Source organism: Pseudomonas sp. GM74 (assembly GCF_000282455.1).
GTDB lineage: Bacteria > Pseudomonadota > Gammaproteobacteria > Pseudomonadales > Pseudomonadaceae > Aquipseudomonas.
Genome location: NZ_AKJG01000049.1, coordinates 21,368 through 37,516, shown reverse-complemented (window position 1 = coordinate 37,516; position 16,149 = coordinate 21,368). Strand labels below are relative to the sequence as shown.

Genomic DNA, 16,149 nt, shown 5'->3' with positions numbered 1-16,149 from the left:
GGTTTACGACTGCTGCGCAGCCGAACGCCGCCTCCGGCGGTTGCTACAAAGTGCGCGGTGGCGCTCACACTCTAAAGGGAACGGCAAGGAGGCACCCGGGTGTCGTTCACCCAAAAGAATGCAGTTACTCAGTCATGATCTTCCAACAATAAGAGTCCATCATGAACACTAACGCCAAGTCCGCCACGAGCGTGTCCAGCCTCGACGAAAAATCCGTTGTCGAGGGGCATTCGATCGACTTCATCCCCGAGAACGAGCGCACCGACAAACTGTCGAGCCAGGGCCCGTTCTGGTTCCTCGGCAATTTCACCTTCTTCACCATGACCATCGGCTTCGTTGGCCCGAGCGTCGGCCTGACCGCGCTCTGGACCACGCTGGCCGGCACGCTGGGCATCATGTTCGGCACGCTGTTCATGGCGTTTCACGGTTCGCAAGGCCCGCACCTGGGCCTGCCGCAGATGATCCAGTCCCGTGCGCAGTTCGGTTATCGCGGGGTGATCCTGGTGCTGCTGGCGACGCTGTTCGTGTTCGCCGGCTTCAACATCGTCAACCTGGTGCTGATGATGCAGGGGCTGCACACGCTGTTCGGGTTCAACCCCGCGGTGATCGCGGTGGCGGTGACCATACCGGCGGCGGTGCTGGCTATCCTCGGCCATGACTGGATGCACCGCAGCTTCAAATGGGCGTTGTTCCTGTCGTTGCCGCTGTATGGCCTGGTGACCGTGGCGGTGCTGATGGGCTGGGTGCCGGATGCGGTGCTGCCGGCACTCGCGGAAGGCGAAGTGGCCCGTGAGCCGCTGGGCTTCAACTGGACCGGTTTCATCGCGCAGTTTGCGGCGGCCGCCAGCTACAACATCGCCTATGCGCCTTATGTGTCCGACTACTCGCGCTACCTGCCGAAAAACACCTCCAGCGGCAAATTGATCGCCGTGGTGTTCCTCGGGGCTTCGTTGTCCGGCGCGTGGATGATTTCCGTGGGTGGCTGGCTGGCCGATCACCTGCATTCCACTGACGTGCTGGTGGCCCTGGGGCAGGTCGGCAACACCGTATCGCCACTGATGGGCACGGCGGTGGTGGTCGTCACTATCCTGGCGTTCCTGCCGGTGATCGCGATGAACATCTACAGCGCCAAGCTGACCACGCTGACCTGCGTCGACTCGATCAAACACATCGAACCCACCCGCAAGGCACGCATCCTGGCGATCGGCTTCGTGATCCTGCTGCAACTGGGCGTGGCCCTGAGCATCCAGAGTTCGGGCAAAGGCCTGTCGGTGTTGGGGATCTACCTGGTGGTGATGCTGTACTTCCTGGTGCCCTGGACCTCGGTCAACCTCACCGACTACTTCTTCGTGCGCAAGGGCCGCTATGCCATCCCGCACTTCTTCATGCCCCACGGCAACATCTACGGCAGCTGGGGACTGCGCGGCATCGCCGCCTATGCCATCGGTTTTATCTCGATGATCCCGTTCTTCTACATCTTCGATGGTGTTGAACAGCGCGAGGTGTATGTCGGCCCGCTCGCCAAGGCGCTGGGCAGCATCGACATCGCCTGGCTGGTCGGGCTGATCGTCTCGGGCCTGGCGTACTACTGGCTGAGCCGCTCGATCGACCTCAAGCGGGAAGAAACGGTGATCCAGCAGATCGAAAAAACCTCCCCGCAATACACCACCGGCGACACGCTGACCCACAAACAGCAGCCACCGCGGGTATTCACTGAATCGACGGTCGGGAGATAACTATGACCACGCAAAGAATGACCACGCAAAAAATGGCTACGCAAAAATACGACTACATCATCATTGGCGCAGGCTCGGCGGGTTGTGTGTTGGCCAACCGCCTGAGCGAAGACCCGGCCACCTCGGTGCTGGTCCTGGAATTCGGCGGCAGTGACAAGAGCGTAGTGATCCAGATGCCCAGTGCATTCTCGATCCCGATGAACACCAGGAAGTACAACTGGCGCTACGAGACCGAGCCGGAGACTTTCCTCAACGGCCGGCGCATTCACTGCCCACGGGGCAAGGTGCTGGGCGGTTCGTCGTCGATCAACGGCCTGGTGTACATCCGTGGCCATGCGCTGGACTTTGACGAGTGGGAATCCCTGGGTGCCGAAGGCTGGGGCTATCGCAACTGCCTGCCGTACTTCAAGCGTGCCGAGAGCTACGAGTCGGGCGGTGACAGCTATCGCGGGCAAACCGGGCCGCTGCACACCACTAACGGCAACCACATGAAAAACCCGCTGTACGGCGCCTGGGTCGAAGCCGGCGCGGAGGCGGGCTACATCAAGACCGAAGACTGCAACGGCTACATGCAGGAAGGTTTCGGCGCCATGCACATGACCGTGAAGAACGGCGTGCGCTGCTCCACGGCCAACGCCTATCTGCGCCCGGCCATGGGCCGTCCGAACCTGACGGTGGTCACCCATGCGATGACCCGCCAGATCATTCTTGAAGGCAAGCGTGCGGTGGGGGTCATGTATGACCACGGTGGCCAGACCCACCAGGTGTATTGCAACCGTGAAGTGTTGATCTCGTCGGGGCCAATCGGCTCGCCGCACCTGCTGCAACGCTCCGGCATCGGCCCGGCCGAAGTCCTGCGCAAGGCCGGGATCGGCGTACGCCATGACCTGCCGGGAGTAGGGGAGAACCTGCAGGATCACGCCGAGGTGTACATCCAGTTCGGCTGCAAGGAACCGGTGACCCTCAACAGCAAGATGGACCCGCTGAGCAAACTGATGATCGGTCTGCGCTGGTTGCTGTTCAAGGACGGCCTGGGCGCCACCAACCACTTCGAGGCCGGTGGTTTCATTCGCTCCGAGAAGGGCCTGCGCTGGCCGGACATCCAGTTCCATTTTCTGCCGGCAGCGATGCGCTACGACGGCAACAAGCCGATCAAGGGCCATGGCTTCATGGTGCTGACCGGGCCGAACAAACCGAAAAGCCGTGGTTACGTGCGCGTGCGCTCGGCCGACCCGTACGAGCATCCGGAAATCCGCTTCAACTACCTGGAGCGGGAAGAGGACCGCGAAGGCTTCCGCCGCTGCATTCGCCTGACCCGCGAGATCATCGGCCAGAAAGCCATGGACCGCTTCCGCGACGGCGAAATCGCCCCGGGCGCGCAGGTGACCAGCGATGAAGACCTCGACGCCTTCGTGCGCGACAACCTGGAAAGCACCTACCATCCCTGCGGTTCATGCCGCATGGGCGAGGACGACATGGCGGTGGTCGACTCCGAATTGCGCGTGCGCGGCATCGCCGGTCTGCGGGTGATCGATTCGTCGGTGTTCCCGACCGAGCCGAACGGCAACCTCAATGCGCCGACCATCATGCTGGCTGAGCGGGCGTCCGATCTGGTGCGTGGCGTGCAGATGCTGCCGTCAGCGGATGTGCCGGTGGGGTTGGTGGAGGGCTGGGAGAGCAGCCAGCGGACTTCGTTGCCGGGGCGTAATGTGCGGGTTTGACCACAATCGGCAATCTAATGTGGAAACCTGATGTGGGAGCGGGCTTGCTCGCGAAAGCGGTGTGTCGTTCAACATTTATGTCGACTGACACGGCCTCTTCGCGAGCAAGCCCGCTCTCACAATGGGCCACGGTGCTTTCAGGAAAATAGTGCGTCGTTGTTTCTTGGCCATTGCTAGTCTGTAAGTCCTTGAGACCGCAATGGAGCACCCTCATGGCTATTCAGGCCCTGCGCGCCGACGCATCGCACATCGACCAGATCGCCCCCTTGTTTGACGCCTATCGGATGTTCTACAAGCAGCCGTCGAACCTTGCGCTATCGCGCGCCTTCATTGCCGAGCGACTCGCCCGGGATGAATCGGTGATATTTCTTGCCCAGGACAGCGACGGCGAAAACCTTGGCTTCGTCCAGCTGTTCCCGACCTTTTCCTCGATCGACGCCCATCGCACCTGGCTGCTCGCTGATCTGTTCACCACGCCCGCCGCCCGGGGCAAAGGCGTCGGCACACTGCTGATGAACACCGCCCGGGATTTTGCGAAGTTGGCCGGCGGCAAAGGCATGACCCTGGAAACGGCCACCGACAACCTCACCGCCCAGCGCCTGTATGAATCCCTGGGCTGGGTGCGCGACCCCGGGTACTACACCTATTGCCTGGATCTGAAAAAAGACTGACTCAGCGATCCTGCTCGCCAAACACCGGCCGCATGAATGAACGCTCGTAGCTGAGGATGAATTTTTTCTCTTCGGCGTATTTGAACGCCGCGATACATTCCGGATCGTTCATCGACTGCTGCCGGTAATGTTCGTACGCCGCCAGGCTGGGGAAGGTGAACAGCGCCAGGGCGATGTTGTTGGCGCCCTCCGACGGTAAAAAGTAGCCGTGGTGCTGGCCGCCGAACTTTTCCACCAGGGGAATCCACAGCTTGCCGTAGTGTTCGAACGCGTCGAGTTGGTAGGGGTCGAGCACGTATTTCAGGTAGCAGGTCACCATTGTTTCGTTCCTTGATCAGGTTTTGAGGGCAGTCGCCACTGTAATCAACAGTGGGTGCCCGGCACAGCCGCTTGTTCGACATTGACCGGTAAGTTTGCGCCAGAGGCATGCGCTGGCGCCGCCGCACTATTGGTTCAGTCAATAGTCACCATCAAGAATCGCAAGTTCTGTTTTTTGCGCGAAGGCGGAAAATTGCCTGCATTGAACACGCTGCTCAAGGAACCTGCGCGATGAAAATCTTGACCCGACTGGCTGTGATTGCCCTGTTGCTGGGCAGTGTTGCATCCACCGTATCGGCCTACGCCGAGGACGCACGCGCCTGCCATTTGCCGCCTGTCACGGGTAGCCAGGGCGGGCTGCAATACGGGCAGACGGTTGGGGTGCTGTACAGCGAAAACACCGTGGAAAACCTGCAATACCTTGAGCAATACCACTCGGTGGCCGTCAATGGCGCGAAGAACGCACTGGATGCGCGAATTCGCCGGGCCTTCGTCGACAGCTCCGATCCGCAACTGGCCATCGATTGGCTGCTGAGTTCGCTGCGCAAGAGCTTTCTGTCGGTGACGGTCTACGACAACCTCGATGCCCTGGTGCAGGCCCATCCCGATGTCGTGGTGATGCTCGATACCCACAACCAGTTGCTGACCCGGCGTAACGACCGGGTCGAGGCGCGTTTCGCCGCGCGGTTCTACGACGCCGGCCTGCAATACATCGGCAAGGCCGAAGGCGCGGTGGAAAAACAGCTGCCGTCGGTGTGGGTGCATGACAAGACCGCGCCCGAGATCGCCGCGCAAATCGAACAGCAACGCGACCTGCAACTGACCGCGCTGAAACAGTTCGATGCGTCGTTGAGGGCGCTGGTCTCCGCCGGATTGACCGCAGCAACCAATTAACCAGCCAATTCACCATAGATTGCTTTTCAGGACCTGATTCATGCGCACTTTTTTTGCCCCGACCCTGGCCTTCGCCTCGCTGTTGCTGGCCGGTTGTGCCACGCCGAACAATCCGACGCTGACCTTGCAGACCAGCAAGTCGCCCGAGGAGTACACCCATTGCGTGGTGCCGAAGTTGCAGCACGATGCACTGGCGCCCACAGTGTCGCAGACCCAGCGCAGCTACCGGATCGTCGTATCGAGCAAAGTGGCGGCGGACAACGTGCTTGAAGCCTACAAGGCTTCGAACGGCGGCAAGGTATTCCTGTACGAGCGCAAGCTGCTGGCGTCGACCTTCGTGCCGTCCAGTTTCGAGCGTGCGGCGCAGGAGTGTCTGTAAGCGCAATTTCAGGCAAAAAAAAAGCCGCCGGGACTGGCAGCAGAAAGTTAAAGCACGCATTGGATGACTTAAGTATGGCGCCTGGTTCATGACGATTCGATGACAACTTGATGGACATTCATCAGGATGCGTTCAATTCGCTGGCTGCCGACTAATTGTGGTGTGGGTCAAACTGAATTCAGTAAATCTCCGGCACGATGATTTCCTGCGGTACAGGCCCCCGTGAATAGTCCTTCTGGCGCTCTCGCCGGGGCATCTGGCGGAGCAGGTGATGAATGCGGCTGAGAAAGCGCAGGTTCTGTTCCTGGTCGGAAATCGAGAACCAGTACTTGATCAGCTGGATGCCGGAGCGGGCGAGCATGCGCTCGAATTCCGGCACGGTGCGGAAGAATTCTTCGTACTGGTCGTCATTGCAGAACCCCATGACCTTCTCGACCCCGGCGCGGTTGTACCAACTGCGGTCGAACAGCACGATTTCCCCGGCGGCGGGCAAGTGCGATACGTAGCGCTGGAAATACCATTGCGTGCGTTCTCGGTCGTTGGGCGCAGGCAGGACGGCCACCCGGCAGACCCGAGGGTTGAGGCGCAGGGTGATGCGCTGGATCAGGGTGTCCTGATTGGAAAGCATGGTGAGACACTCGCGTCATGGGTGGCACAGCCGACGCCAGTCACAGCCTGTTACGAAGTGGTGATGCCCGGTGGTGTCATCAGGGCGTCATCGAAGCCATGGCAAGATCCTCGCAATCCGTCTTGAGTGCCCGACGGCCGCCAGTCCGCCGGCAGATGAATGTGCAAGGAACCCCCTATGAAAGACGCCCCGCTGTTTGCCGCCATCGACCTGGGTTCCAATGCGTTTCGCCTGATGATTGGCCAGTCGGTGAGGCGGAACCAGCAAATGGTCATCCAGGAAGTGAAAACCCTGCGTGAACCGGTGCGTCTGGCCGAAGGCCTGCAGGGTGGGGCGCTCGATGAGTTGGCGCTGGACCGTGGCTGGCAGGCGCTGGCGCGGTTCGGCAAGAAACTGCGCGGTTTCGAGGCCGGGCGGGTGCGGGCGGTGGCCACGAGTGCCGTGCGCGAAGCGGACAACGCGCCTCTGTTCCTGGCCAGTGCCGAACGGCACCTGGGCTTTCGCATCGACGTCATTTCCGGCCACGAAGAGGCACAATTGGTCTACGCCGGCGTGGCCCACACCTTGCCAGCGCAAACCACGCGGCTGGTGGTGGATATCGGCGGTGGCTCTACGGAGATGATCATCGGCCGTGGCGACCAGCTGCTGGTTACCGAGAGCATCGCCATCGGCAGCGGTACCTTCGGTGCGCGTTACTTCCATGGCGGGCGGATCGTGGCCGAAGCGCTATTGGAAGCCGAACGCGCGGCCACCGTGCAATTGGAACGCATTGCCCGCCGCTATCGCGCCATGGGCTGGCAGCAGGCTGTCGGTTCTTCCGGGACAGCGCGGATGCTGGCCAAGGTGCTCAAGGCCAATGGCCTCAATGATGACGGCCAAAGCGGCATCACCTACGGCGGCCTGTTGCGCCTGTCGCTGCGCCTGCTGGAAGTCAAACATGTGAAACACCTCAAGCTGGCCGGTTTGCCCACCCATCGCCTGAGCATCTTGCCCGGCGGCCTGGTGGTGATGCTGGCGGCGTTCAAGGTGTTCGGGATCACGCACATGATTGCGTCTGAACCGGGTCTGCGGTTCGGCGTGCTGCATGGATTGATGAGCAAACACTAAAGTCCGCCAGTCGAGGTAAACCCATGACCGACCCCCGTCGCGTGCTGTTCGTCTGCGCCAGAAACGATGTCCGCTCACCCATGGCCGAAGCCTTGCTTCGCCATACCGATCCTGCCGACTTCCAGGCCTTCAGCGCCGGGCTTGAGGCCACCGAGATCGATCCACGTACCTTCGAATCCCTCGAACACATCGGCGTCGATGCCAGTGGCTTGCGCAGCAAGTCCCTCGAAGACTTCGAAGGTATGGCATTCGACTACGTCATCACCCTGTGCGACAAGTCCTCCGAAGAGGCCGCGCGCATGCCGTTTACCGCTGAAGTGATGGTCTGGAGCTTCGAAGACCCGACCACCAGCGAAAGGCACGACCCGTTCCGCCATACCCTCCAGGAAATCGGCGACCGCATCAAAATGTTCGTCACCGTGAAAACCCGCCCCGTGCCCCAGGCGCCGTCAGTCAGCGATTCCTGAAAACCTTCGAACACCGTCTACCCTCATCGGTCACAACCATCATGATGAGGGTGCAGACGGTAATGAAAACGGACAAGGTTGAAACAAACGAAGCCTCGGCACTGATCGACGAGCGAATCCGCGAACTGGCCGACTGGCGCGGCGAAACCCTGGTCCGCCTGCGCAAGATCATCCGCCAGGCCGACCCCGAAGTGATCGAAGAGTGGAAGTGGCGCGTGCCGGTGTGGTCCCGTGCCGGCATCCTCTGCACCGGCGAGACCTACAAACAAGTGGTGAAGCTGACCTTCGCCAAGGGGGCGTCGCTGGACGATCCGTCGAAACTGTTCAATTCAAGCCTTGAAGGCAATACCCGCCGTGCCATCGATATTCGCGAGGACGAGCAGATCGATGAAGCGGCGCTGACGGCGTTGATTCAGGCAGCCATTGAGCTCAACAAAAAGTAAGCCATGCGCAAGTCCCTGTGGGAGCGGCGGTGCGGCGATCCGACTTGCCCGCGAAGAGGTCATCACATCCAGCAGAGAAGGTGGCTGATACATCGCTTTCGCGGGCAAGCCCGCTCCCACAGGGGGCCGTGCCCACCTGACCATTTTGGATATGCTCAGCTGTCATGTTCCAATAGCGAGCATTCGCAGACTGGAAACGCAACATGAAGAAAATCGCCGCCCTGACCCTCGCCCTGGCGCTCAGCGCTGGCCTGTTCAGCATGCCCACCCTGGCTGCGGGCGATGTCCAGGCCGGGGAGAAAGTCTACAAGCGCCTCTGCAGCGGCTGCCATCAGATCGGCGAATCGGCTCGCGCCTTCTTTGGCCCGCAACTCAATGGCGTGATCGGTCGCCATTCTGCGGTCACCACGGACTACGTGTATTCCGACGCGATGAAATCCGCCAACCTGATCTGGGACCGCGACACCCTGATCGCCTACCTTGAAGCGCCGAAGAAAGTGGTGCCCGGTACGCGCATGATTTTCTGGGGCCTCAGCGACCCGGAAAAGATCGAGGACCTGTTGGCCTATCTGCAAACTTTTCCGGCACAGTAATCACTCGCCCAGGTTCTCCACCAGCCATTGAGTGAAGCTGCGTGCCATCACCGTGTTCTCGCTGTCACGGTGGGTCAGCAGCGCCCAGTTCGGGCCGCGGATGGTTTGCTCCACCATCGGCTGCAACAGCCCGGTGGCCCGCGCCTGCCGACTCAGCAACTGGCTAACCAGCGCAATGCCCAGCCCGGTGCAGGCGGCGTCCAGCAGCAGCCCCGGATCGGAAAAATTCAGCCCCTGATCCATCTGCCCCACATCAATGCCCGATTCCACCGCCCAGTGGCTCCAGTCCATTTCCCGCTCGCCATGCAGGGTGGTGCGCTGTTGCACCGGCACGGCCAACAGGTTCGGGCGGCACGCCGGGTAGAGGCGGTCGGCGTGCAGCACCTTGAAACTGCATTCGGCCTGGGAACTGATGTCGTCGCGCACCGCCAGGTCGATGGTCTGGCTGGCCATGTCCGGCACTTCATCGGTGCTGAAAATCCACAGATCGACCTGCGGATGCTGTCGACGGAAATCCCCCAGGCGTGGCAACAACCAGTGCCGGGCAAACGCCGGGGTGGTGTTGAGCACCAGTTGATTGGGTTTCTGGTATTGCCCCAGCCGGCGAATGCCCACGGCCAGTTGCTGCAGCAGCGCCTGGGTGGTGCTCAGCAGATCGTGACCGGCATCGGTCAGGCTGACGCTGCGCCCGCTGCGATAGAACAGCGGTTGCTCCAGGTACGCCTCAAGGCTGCGGATCTGCTGACTGATCGCCGACTGGGTGAGGTGCAACTCTTCGGCGGCCTTGTGAAAACTGCCCAGCCGGGCGGCGGCTTCGAAGCCGCGCAGGGTGCTCATGGGCGGCCAGTGCTTGAGCATATCGATAAGTTCCTCTAATCAGTTGCCTGCAAAATCCATCGTTTGTTTGCCCGTTTTACCAGCCGTAGCATGCATGCCAAGACCGCCAAGGGCGTTTTCATTGAACACAATGACTTAACTCAGAGGTACTTGTCATGCAGCAGAACGGTATTCAAAACAGCGGTTGGACGATGCCGGCCGAATGGGTCACCCACGCCGCCACCTGGATGGTCTGGCCGCACAACAAGACCCTGTGGGAGTCGGGCTGGCGGGTGACGCTGCCACAGGTTCAAGAGGACTTCGCCCGCGTGGCCAACGCCATCGCCCGTTTCGAGCCGGTGAAACTGGTGGTCGATCCTTCAGCGATCGCCAGCGCCAAAGCCTTGTGCGGGCCGAACATCGAGTTGATCGAACTGGCGGTCAACGACAGCTGGTGCCGCGACTCCGGCCCGAGCTTCGTCTGCCACCCGCAGCAAGGCCTGGCCGGTGTGAGCTGGCGCTTCAATGCGTGGGGCGGCAAGTCGGCCCATGATCTGGACGAAAGCCTGGCCCGCCGCGCGCTCAACCATCTGGGCCTGGAGTGTTTCGGCACGGCGCTGAGCAATGAGGGTGGCGCCATCCATGTGGACGGCGAGGGCACGCTGATCACCACCGAGTCGGTATTGCTCAACCCCAACCGCAACCCGGGCGTGACCAAGGCCGAGATCGAAGAGATCTTCAGCCGTCTGCTGGGCGTGAAGAAAACCATCTGGCTGCCGGGTGATCCGGACTACGTGACCGGTGACATGACCGACGGCCACGTCGATGGCGTGTGCGCCTTCGCCCGACCTGGCGTGTTGCTGGTGGACGCCACCCACGACCAACAATCGGTGTACGCCGAAGTGGCCCGGGAGAACCGTCGCGCCCTTGAACTGGCCACCGACGCCCAGGGTCGCCAGTTCGAGCTGATCGAACTCTATGAAGCCACCGATGCGGTGGACACCGAAGCCGAAGTGTTCTGCGCCTCCTACACCAATTTCTACATCGCCAACGGCGCGATCATCATGCCGGCCTACGGCATTGATGCCGACAAGGTCGCCGCCGAAGTGCTGGCGCAGGCGTTCCCCGGTCGTGAAGTGGTGCCGGTGCGGATCAACCATCTGGCCCATGGCGGCGGCGGTGTGCATTGCATCACCCAGCAACAGCCGGCCTGGCCGGTGCGGGGTTGATGCCATGACACTGCTGACCATCGCCACCACGCAAATGCCCTGCACCTGGGACCTGAAACACAACCTCGACCAGGCCGAGCAACTGGTCCGCGAGGCAGCGGCCAAGGGCGCGCAGGTCATCCTGTTGCAGGAACTGTTCGCCACGCCGTACTTCTGCATCGAGCAACACCACAAGCACCTGGCCCTGGCCGAGGAGTATCGCGACAGCCACGTGCTCAAGCGCTTTGCCGCATTGGCCAAAGAGTTGGGCGTGGTGCTGCCCCTGAGCTGGTACGAGAAGGCCGGCAATGCCTACTTCAATTCGTTGAGCGTGGCCGACGCCGACGGGCGCCTGTTGGGCGTGTACCGCAAGACCCACATCCCCAACGCCATCGGCTATCAAGAGAAGGAATACTTCAGCCCCGGCGACAGCGGGTTCCGGGTCTGGGACACCGCGTTCGGGCGCATCGGCCTGGGCATCTGCTGGGACCAGTGGTTCCCCGAGACCGCGCGCTGCCTGGCCCTGATGGGCGCCGAAGTGCTGCTGTTCCCCACGGCCATTGGCTCCGAACCTGGCTGCGCCACCCTCGATTCCCGGGATCACTGGCAGATGACCATGCGCGGCCACGCCGCCGCCAACCTGCTGCCGGTGGTGGCGGCCAACCGCGTCGGCCGGGAAGCGGCGACCACCGACCCGACCCTGCAAATGAGCTTCTACGGCTCGTCGTTCATCTGCAATCACAAGGGCAAATTGCTCGCCGAAGCCGACCGCGACAGCACCGGCGTGCTGGTTCACACCCTGGACCTGGCGGCCATGCGCGAAGACCGCCTGACCTGGGGCATCTACCGCGACCGCCGTCCGGACATGTACGGCGCCTTGCTGACCCAGGACGGTCGTCAGATCCACTCACGCTGGGCAACCCAAGGGGTGTGACATGAACACGATCAACAAGCTGTGCCTGGCCATGGGGCTGGCGCTGACCTGTGCGGTGCCTGCGCTGCATGCCGAGGAGAAAACCCTGCGGCTGTACAACTGGGCGGATTATTTTGCCGAGGACACCCTGAGCAGGTTCACCGCCGAAACCGGGATCAAGGTGATCTACGATGTCATGGACGGCAGTGAAACCCTTGAGGCCAAGATGCTGGCCGGCGGCAGCGGTTACGACCTGATCTTCCCCGGCGACACCGTGGCTGAACGCTTGATGCGTGCCGGCAGCCTGCAACCGCTGGATCAGTCCAGGCTCACGGCCCTGAATGACGTCGAACCCGGATTGCAGAAGCTGCGCTCGCGCTATGAGCATTCGAGCAACGCCACGGTTCCCTACACCTGGGGCACCATCGGCCTGACCTACAACGCCGACCAGATCGCCCAGCGTGCGCCGGGCGCACCGGTCAATAGCCTGGACATGCTGTTCAAGCCGGAGCTGGCGGCGAAGATTGCCGATTGCGGCATCTCGATGATCGACTCGCCGGACGAGGTGCTGGCGGTGGTGCTCAACTACCTCGGCCGCGACCCGCGCAGCGGTAAACCGGCGGACCTGGCGGCGGCCAGTGAGTTGCTGATGAAGTTGCGGCCGTACGTGCGCAAATTCCAGTCGCAACCGGTGACCGATCTGGTCAATGGCAACCTGTGCATGTCCCTCGGCTACAGCGGCGACATGACCCAGGCGCAGCGCACGGCCGACAGCACCGGCAAGAAAACCACCTTCCACTACCGCATTCCCCGGGAAGGCACCACGGTGTGGATGGACACCATGGCCATTCCCGTCGACGCCCGGCACCCGGAATACGCCTACGCTTTCATCAACTTCGTGATGCGCCCGGAAAATATGGCGGCCATCAGCAACTTCACCGGCTACCCGACCTCCAACGCCAAGGCGCGGCCGGACGTCGATGCCGCGATGCGCAACAACCCGGACATCTACATCGATGAAGCCACCTACGCGCGGCTGATTCCCGGCAAGGACATTCCCCAGGCCGACATGCGGGCACGCATGCGCACCTGGACCAAGTTCAAGACCGCTACGGTCAATTGATCACCGGCCGGCCCACGGGCCGGCCAAACCCCGGATTTCAGGAAAGCACATGCCGACACGTCGAACATTCATCAAGCAGGTATCGGTCATCGCCGGGCTGGGCGCAGTGGCGTCCATGGGATTGGGCTTTGCCGCTCTGCCGGTGCGCGCGGCCGGCAAAGGCAACTGGTACATGCCCGATGAAGGTGACAAACACCAGCGGGCCTTCATCGCCTTCGGCGCCCAGGCCGCGATCTGGGAGGACTTCACGCCCCACGTGCAAGACGCCCTTGGCCGGATCGCCCGCAGCATCGCCGAATACGAACCGGTCACGGTGTTCTGTCGCCAAAGCGAACGGCGCCTGGCCGAAAGCAAATGTGGCAGCCACAACACCACCTTCGTGATCACCGAGCTGGATGACATCTGGATGCGCGACATCGGCGCCAATTTTGTCGTCGATGACAACGGCAACCTCGGCGCCGTGGACTTCAACTTCAACGGCTGGGGCAACAAACAGCAGCATGAGGACGATGCGCAATTGGCCGCCCTGGTCGCGGAAAACGCCAAGGCCGATTACCGGCGCAGCGAACTGGTGGGCGAGGGCGGTGGCATCGAAGTGGACGGCCACGGCACCGGGATCATGACCGAAAGCAGCTGGATCAACCGCAACCGCAATCCCGACTGGACCAAGGCCGAGGTCGAAGAGGAGCTGAAGGAACGCCTGGGCCTGCGCAAAATCATCTGGTTGCCGGGCATCAAGGGCAAGGACATCACCGACGCCCACGTCGACTTCTATGCGCGCTTCGTCAAGCCCGGGGTGGTGATCGCCAACCTCGACAACGACCCCGAGTCCTACGACTACAAGGTCACTCGCGCCCATCTGCAGATCCTGGAAAACGCCACGGATGCCGATGGCCGCAAATTGCAGGTGCATACCGTTTCGCCACCGCTCAACCCGCGCAACAGCCGGTTCAGCAAGGACAACCCGGACTTCGCTGCCGGCTACATCAACTACTTCGTGATCAACGGCGCGATCATCGCGCCGCAATTCGGCGACAAGGAAGCGGATGCCAAGGCCTTCGACCTGCTGTCCGAACTCTACCCGGACCGTGAAGTGGTGCAACTCGACATCGACGCGATCTCCGCGGGCGGTGGCGGAATTCACTGCGTGACCAGTCAGCAGCCGATGGTTTAACGGCTTGTCCCCGATTTCAGACTAAACACAAAACCTGTGGGAGCGGGCTTGCCCGCGATGAGGGAGTGTCAGTCAGCGTTTTGCTCACTGACCCACCGCTATCGCGGGCAAGCCCGCTCCCACAGGGTAATTTGCTGAGTCAGGCTTTTGTGGCCTTCAGGTAAGCCCCCAACCGCCGCCCCATTTCCTCACCCAACGCCTGCAAGCCACTCAGCGGCCGCACCATCACTTCAAACTCGACAATCCTGCCCTGTTCGTTGAAGCGGATCATGTCGATGCCCTTCAACTCTTTCTCGCCGACCCTGGCGCTGAATTCGAGAATCACGTTCAAGCCATCCGCCGTCGCCAGCTCGCGGTGATAGGCAAAATCCTCGAACACGTTCATGACCGTGTTGAGGATCATCGACACCACCGGCGCCCCCGGATACGGCGAGTGCGCCATCGGCGAGCGGAACACCGCTTGCGGATCGAGCAATTCGGGCAAGCCACTCAAGTCGCGGTTGCCGAGCATCGCGTGCCACTGCTTCAGGGACGCGGCGACGTTGGGGTTCAGGTTCAGCTCAGACATCTTCAACTCCTGTTTTTATTGTTGTGGTGCGAAAGCGTTGGTCGATAACCCTGGCGGCATCGTCGGCCCATTGACGATAAAGCATCGGCCCCGGATGAAAACCATCGCTGGCCATCAAGCCCGGTTCGGGCGCCAGCGGGGTGGTCAGCATCGTGCATTGATCCATGCCGGCGGCCAGATCCGCAAGCCGTGTGTTGAAACGACGCGCCCTGAACCCCAGAAACCAGCGCAGCGGCTGCGGCAGGGCGGGGAACAGGTGCATCGGCGGAAGCGGCGACACCACAACCTGCTTCACCGCGAACTTGTCGCACAACAGCGCCATCAATCGCTGTTGCCGAGCGAGCCACTGATCCAGGGTGAGCGAGCTGGTGACATCGTTGACGCCAATCGACAACAGCGCCACATCGAACGGCTCGGGGGCATGCTGTTCGAGCAGCTCCAGCAACCCTTGCGAATCCAGACCGGTGCGCGCCCAGAGTTTCCACGACACCTGATAATCCTCGGCCAGGCGCTCGACCAGCCGACCGCTGAGCGCTTCACCTTGAGTCGCCGCCCCCACACCCGCCGCGGCGCTGTCGCCGACAATCAACAACCGCAGAACGCCGCCGCTGCCGGCCTCGCCCTGGCGTTCACCTTCGGCCTCCGGCAACTTGGGCGTCACCCGCCGCGTGTACAGGCCCTGCATCAGCAACAACGGGCCGAGGAGGATTTTGGCGAGGGTTTCAACCCGGCTCATATGACGTTATCGCCCCCGCAATACACAGCTCCCCGGTCGCACGAATCATCGCCTGGCCATGCAGGTAATCCTTGATCAGCGCCGAGCGTTCGGTGGCCAGCCATTGCGGGCAGTTCGGGTCGTTACGGTAGGGCAGGAACGCGGCGTACTGCGTGAGCAGCTGGTTTTGCAGAGTGTCGAGCTTGGGCCGGATGTCGTTAACGAGGTCCGGTCGTGGCGTGTCCGGTGCCTTGTGCGCCGCTTGCCATTGTGCGATTCGACCGTATTGCACCAGTTTGCTGGCTTCGATCTGGGCGGCGATCAGGTCGGCGACATCGTCGGGGTCAAGCTGGCGCTGGGTCGCCTGCTTCCTGGCGTTGGCGATGACTTGCGCTTCCCGGGCATTGTCCTGGACCGGTTTGCCGCTGTCCCACTTGGTCAGCGCCACCAGCTCACTGATGGACAACCGCTCATTCATCGTCGCCAGCAAGGGTTGCAGGGCATCGGGTGCCGGGGGCGTCGTGCCGGCCTGGGCGCTGCCGGCGAGCAAACCGAGCAGGGCGTAGACCAGCCAGTGCGGCAGGCGTGGGGAACGGGGCATGGGCGGAATCTCCTTGGACGCAGAAATCACTCCGGCTTGTGTATCACAAGTGCGGCCAGGGAACGACAGGTTGC

General features: G+C 61.9%; 18 protein-coding genes and 1 pseudogene. 13 read left to right on the top strand and 6 right to left on the bottom strand.

Annotated features, from left to right (window positions below; translation table 11 throughout):
• Nucleotides 1-161 precede the first annotated feature (161 nt).
• From PMI34_RS16400 to PMI34_RS16410, 3 genes are all read left to right on the top strand, one after another.
• The gene (locus PMI34_RS16400) at nucleotides 162-1,736 is read left to right on the top strand and encodes a purine-cytosine permease family protein (RefSeq protein WP_008049316.1); all 1,575 of its coding nucleotides are present in this window, start codon (nucleotides 162-164) and stop codon (nucleotides 1,734-1,736) included.
• 32 nt (nucleotides 1,737-1,768) lie between these two features.
• Nucleotides 1,769-3,457 carry a choline dehydrogenase gene (betA, locus tag PMI34_RS16405; RefSeq protein ID WP_032829601.1) on the top strand — a complete coding sequence of 563 codons (1,689 nt, stop codon included), beginning with the start codon at nucleotides 1,769-1,771 and terminating at the stop codon, nucleotides 3,455-3,457.
• 212 nt (nucleotides 3,458-3,669) lie between these two features.
• Nucleotides 3,670-4,128, top strand: a complete 459-nt coding sequence (locus PMI34_RS16410; RefSeq protein WP_008049313.1) for a GNAT family N-acetyltransferase — start codon at nucleotides 3,670-3,672, stop codon at nucleotides 4,126-4,128.
• Between the two features lies 1 nt (nucleotide 4,129).
• Here the strand turns inward: PMI34_RS16410 and PMI34_RS16415 are convergent, their stop codons facing one another.
• The gene (locus tag PMI34_RS16415) at nucleotides 4,130-4,447 is read right to left on the bottom strand and encodes an NIPSNAP family protein (protein WP_008049311.1); all 318 of its coding nucleotides are present in this window, start codon (nucleotides 4,445-4,447) and stop codon (nucleotides 4,130-4,132) included.
• A 230-nt stretch (nucleotides 4,448-4,677) separates the two neighbouring features.
• On the opposite strand from PMI34_RS16415, the gene PMI34_RS16420 reads away from it, so the two are divergent.
• Together PMI34_RS16420 and PMI34_RS16425 are read left to right on the top strand one after the other, a co-directional pair.
• Entirely contained in the window at nucleotides 4,678-5,340 is a 663-nt protein-coding gene (locus tag PMI34_RS16420) for a hypothetical protein (protein WP_008049309.1), read from the top strand.
• 40 nt (nucleotides 5,341-5,380) lie between these two features.
• A complete protein-coding gene (locus PMI34_RS16425; protein WP_008049307.1) occupies nucleotides 5,381-5,719 on the top strand; it encodes a hypothetical protein in 339 nt (112 codons plus the stop codon).
• Between the two features lie 178 nt (nucleotides 5,720-5,897).
• On the opposite strand, the pseudogene PMI34_RS16430 reads toward PMI34_RS16425, so the two are convergent.
• A pseudogene (locus PMI34_RS16430) lies at nucleotides 5,898-6,326 on the bottom strand (hypothetical protein); the annotation flags it as partial.
• Between the two features lie 198 nt (nucleotides 6,327-6,524).
• Here PMI34_RS16430 and PMI34_RS16435 point away from each other — a divergent pair.
• The 4 genes from PMI34_RS16435 (at nucleotide 6,525) to PMI34_RS16450 (ending at nucleotide 8,957) form a co-directional block, all read left to right on the top strand.
• Nucleotides 6,525-7,454, top strand: coding sequence for a Ppx/GppA family phosphatase (locus PMI34_RS16435; RefSeq protein WP_008049304.1), 930 nt, complete (start codon nucleotides 6,525-6,527; stop codon nucleotides 7,452-7,454).
• Between the two features lie 23 nt (nucleotides 7,455-7,477).
• Nucleotides 7,478-7,921, top strand: coding sequence for an arsenate reductase ArsC (locus PMI34_RS16440; protein WP_008049303.1), 444 nt, complete (start codon nucleotides 7,478-7,480; stop codon nucleotides 7,919-7,921).
• 62 nt (nucleotides 7,922-7,983) lie between these two features.
• Nucleotides 7,984-8,364 (top strand): DUF1801 domain-containing protein, encoded by a 381-nt coding sequence (locus PMI34_RS16445; RefSeq protein WP_008049300.1) that lies wholly within the window; start codon nucleotides 7,984-7,986, stop codon nucleotides 8,362-8,364.
• Between the two features lie 203 nt (nucleotides 8,365-8,567).
• A complete protein-coding gene (locus tag PMI34_RS16450) occupies nucleotides 8,568-8,957 on the top strand; it encodes a c-type cytochrome (protein WP_008049299.1) in 390 nt (129 codons plus the stop codon).
• Here PMI34_RS16450 and PMI34_RS16455 read toward each other — a convergent pair whose 3' ends face one another.
• Entirely contained in the window at nucleotides 8,958-9,815 is an 858-nt protein-coding gene (locus PMI34_RS16455) for a LysR family transcriptional regulator (protein ID WP_008049297.1), read from the bottom strand.
• Nucleotides 9,816-9,949: 134 nt separating this feature from the next.
• On the opposite strand from PMI34_RS16455, the gene PMI34_RS16460 reads away from it, so the two are divergent.
• The 4 genes from PMI34_RS16460 to PMI34_RS16475 are packed head-to-tail and all read left to right on the top strand — an operon-like array spanning nucleotide 9,950 to nucleotide 14,191.
• Nucleotides 9,950-11,002, top strand: coding sequence for an agmatine deiminase family protein (locus PMI34_RS16460; protein ID WP_008049295.1), 1,053 nt, complete (start codon nucleotides 9,950-9,952; stop codon nucleotides 11,000-11,002).
• 4 nt (nucleotides 11,003-11,006) lie between these two features.
• Nucleotides 11,007-11,915, top strand: coding sequence for an N-carbamoylputrescine amidase (gene aguB / locus PMI34_RS16465; RefSeq protein WP_007980688.1), 909 nt, complete (start codon nucleotides 11,007-11,009; stop codon nucleotides 11,913-11,915).
• Nucleotide 11,916: 1 nt separating this feature from the next.
• Nucleotides 11,917-13,017: an extracellular solute-binding protein gene (locus PMI34_RS16470; RefSeq protein WP_008049292.1), complete on the top strand. Its 1,101-nt coding sequence runs from the start codon at nucleotides 11,917-11,919 to the stop codon at nucleotides 13,015-13,017.
• 49 nt (nucleotides 13,018-13,066) lie between these two features.
• On the top strand, nucleotides 13,067-14,191 hold the full coding sequence (locus tag PMI34_RS16475; RefSeq protein WP_008049291.1) for an agmatine deiminase family protein: 1,125 nt from the start codon (nucleotides 13,067-13,069) through the stop codon (nucleotides 14,189-14,191).
• A gap of 139 nt (nucleotides 14,192-14,330) precedes the next feature.
• Here PMI34_RS16475 and PMI34_RS16480 read toward each other — a convergent pair whose 3' ends face one another.
• The 3 genes from PMI34_RS16480 to PMI34_RS16490 are packed head-to-tail and all read right to left on the bottom strand — an operon-like array spanning nucleotide 14,331 to nucleotide 16,075.
• Nucleotides 14,331-14,759, bottom strand: a complete 429-nt coding sequence (locus tag PMI34_RS16480; RefSeq protein ID WP_008049289.1) for a nuclear transport factor 2 family protein — start codon at nucleotides 14,757-14,759, stop codon at nucleotides 14,331-14,333.
• The gene (locus PMI34_RS16485; RefSeq protein ID WP_008049287.1) at nucleotides 14,752-15,495 is read right to left on the bottom strand and encodes an SGNH/GDSL hydrolase family protein; all 744 of its coding nucleotides are present in this window, start codon (nucleotides 15,493-15,495) and stop codon (nucleotides 14,752-14,754) included. Before PMI34_RS16485 ends, PMI34_RS16480 begins: the two co-directional genes overlap by 8 nt.
• A complete protein-coding gene (locus PMI34_RS16490; protein WP_008049286.1) occupies nucleotides 15,482-16,075 on the bottom strand; it encodes a chorismate mutase in 594 nt (197 codons plus the stop codon). The genes PMI34_RS16485 and PMI34_RS16490 overlap by 14 nt, the downstream gene beginning before the upstream one ends.
• Nucleotides 16,076-16,149: the final 74 nt, after the last annotated feature.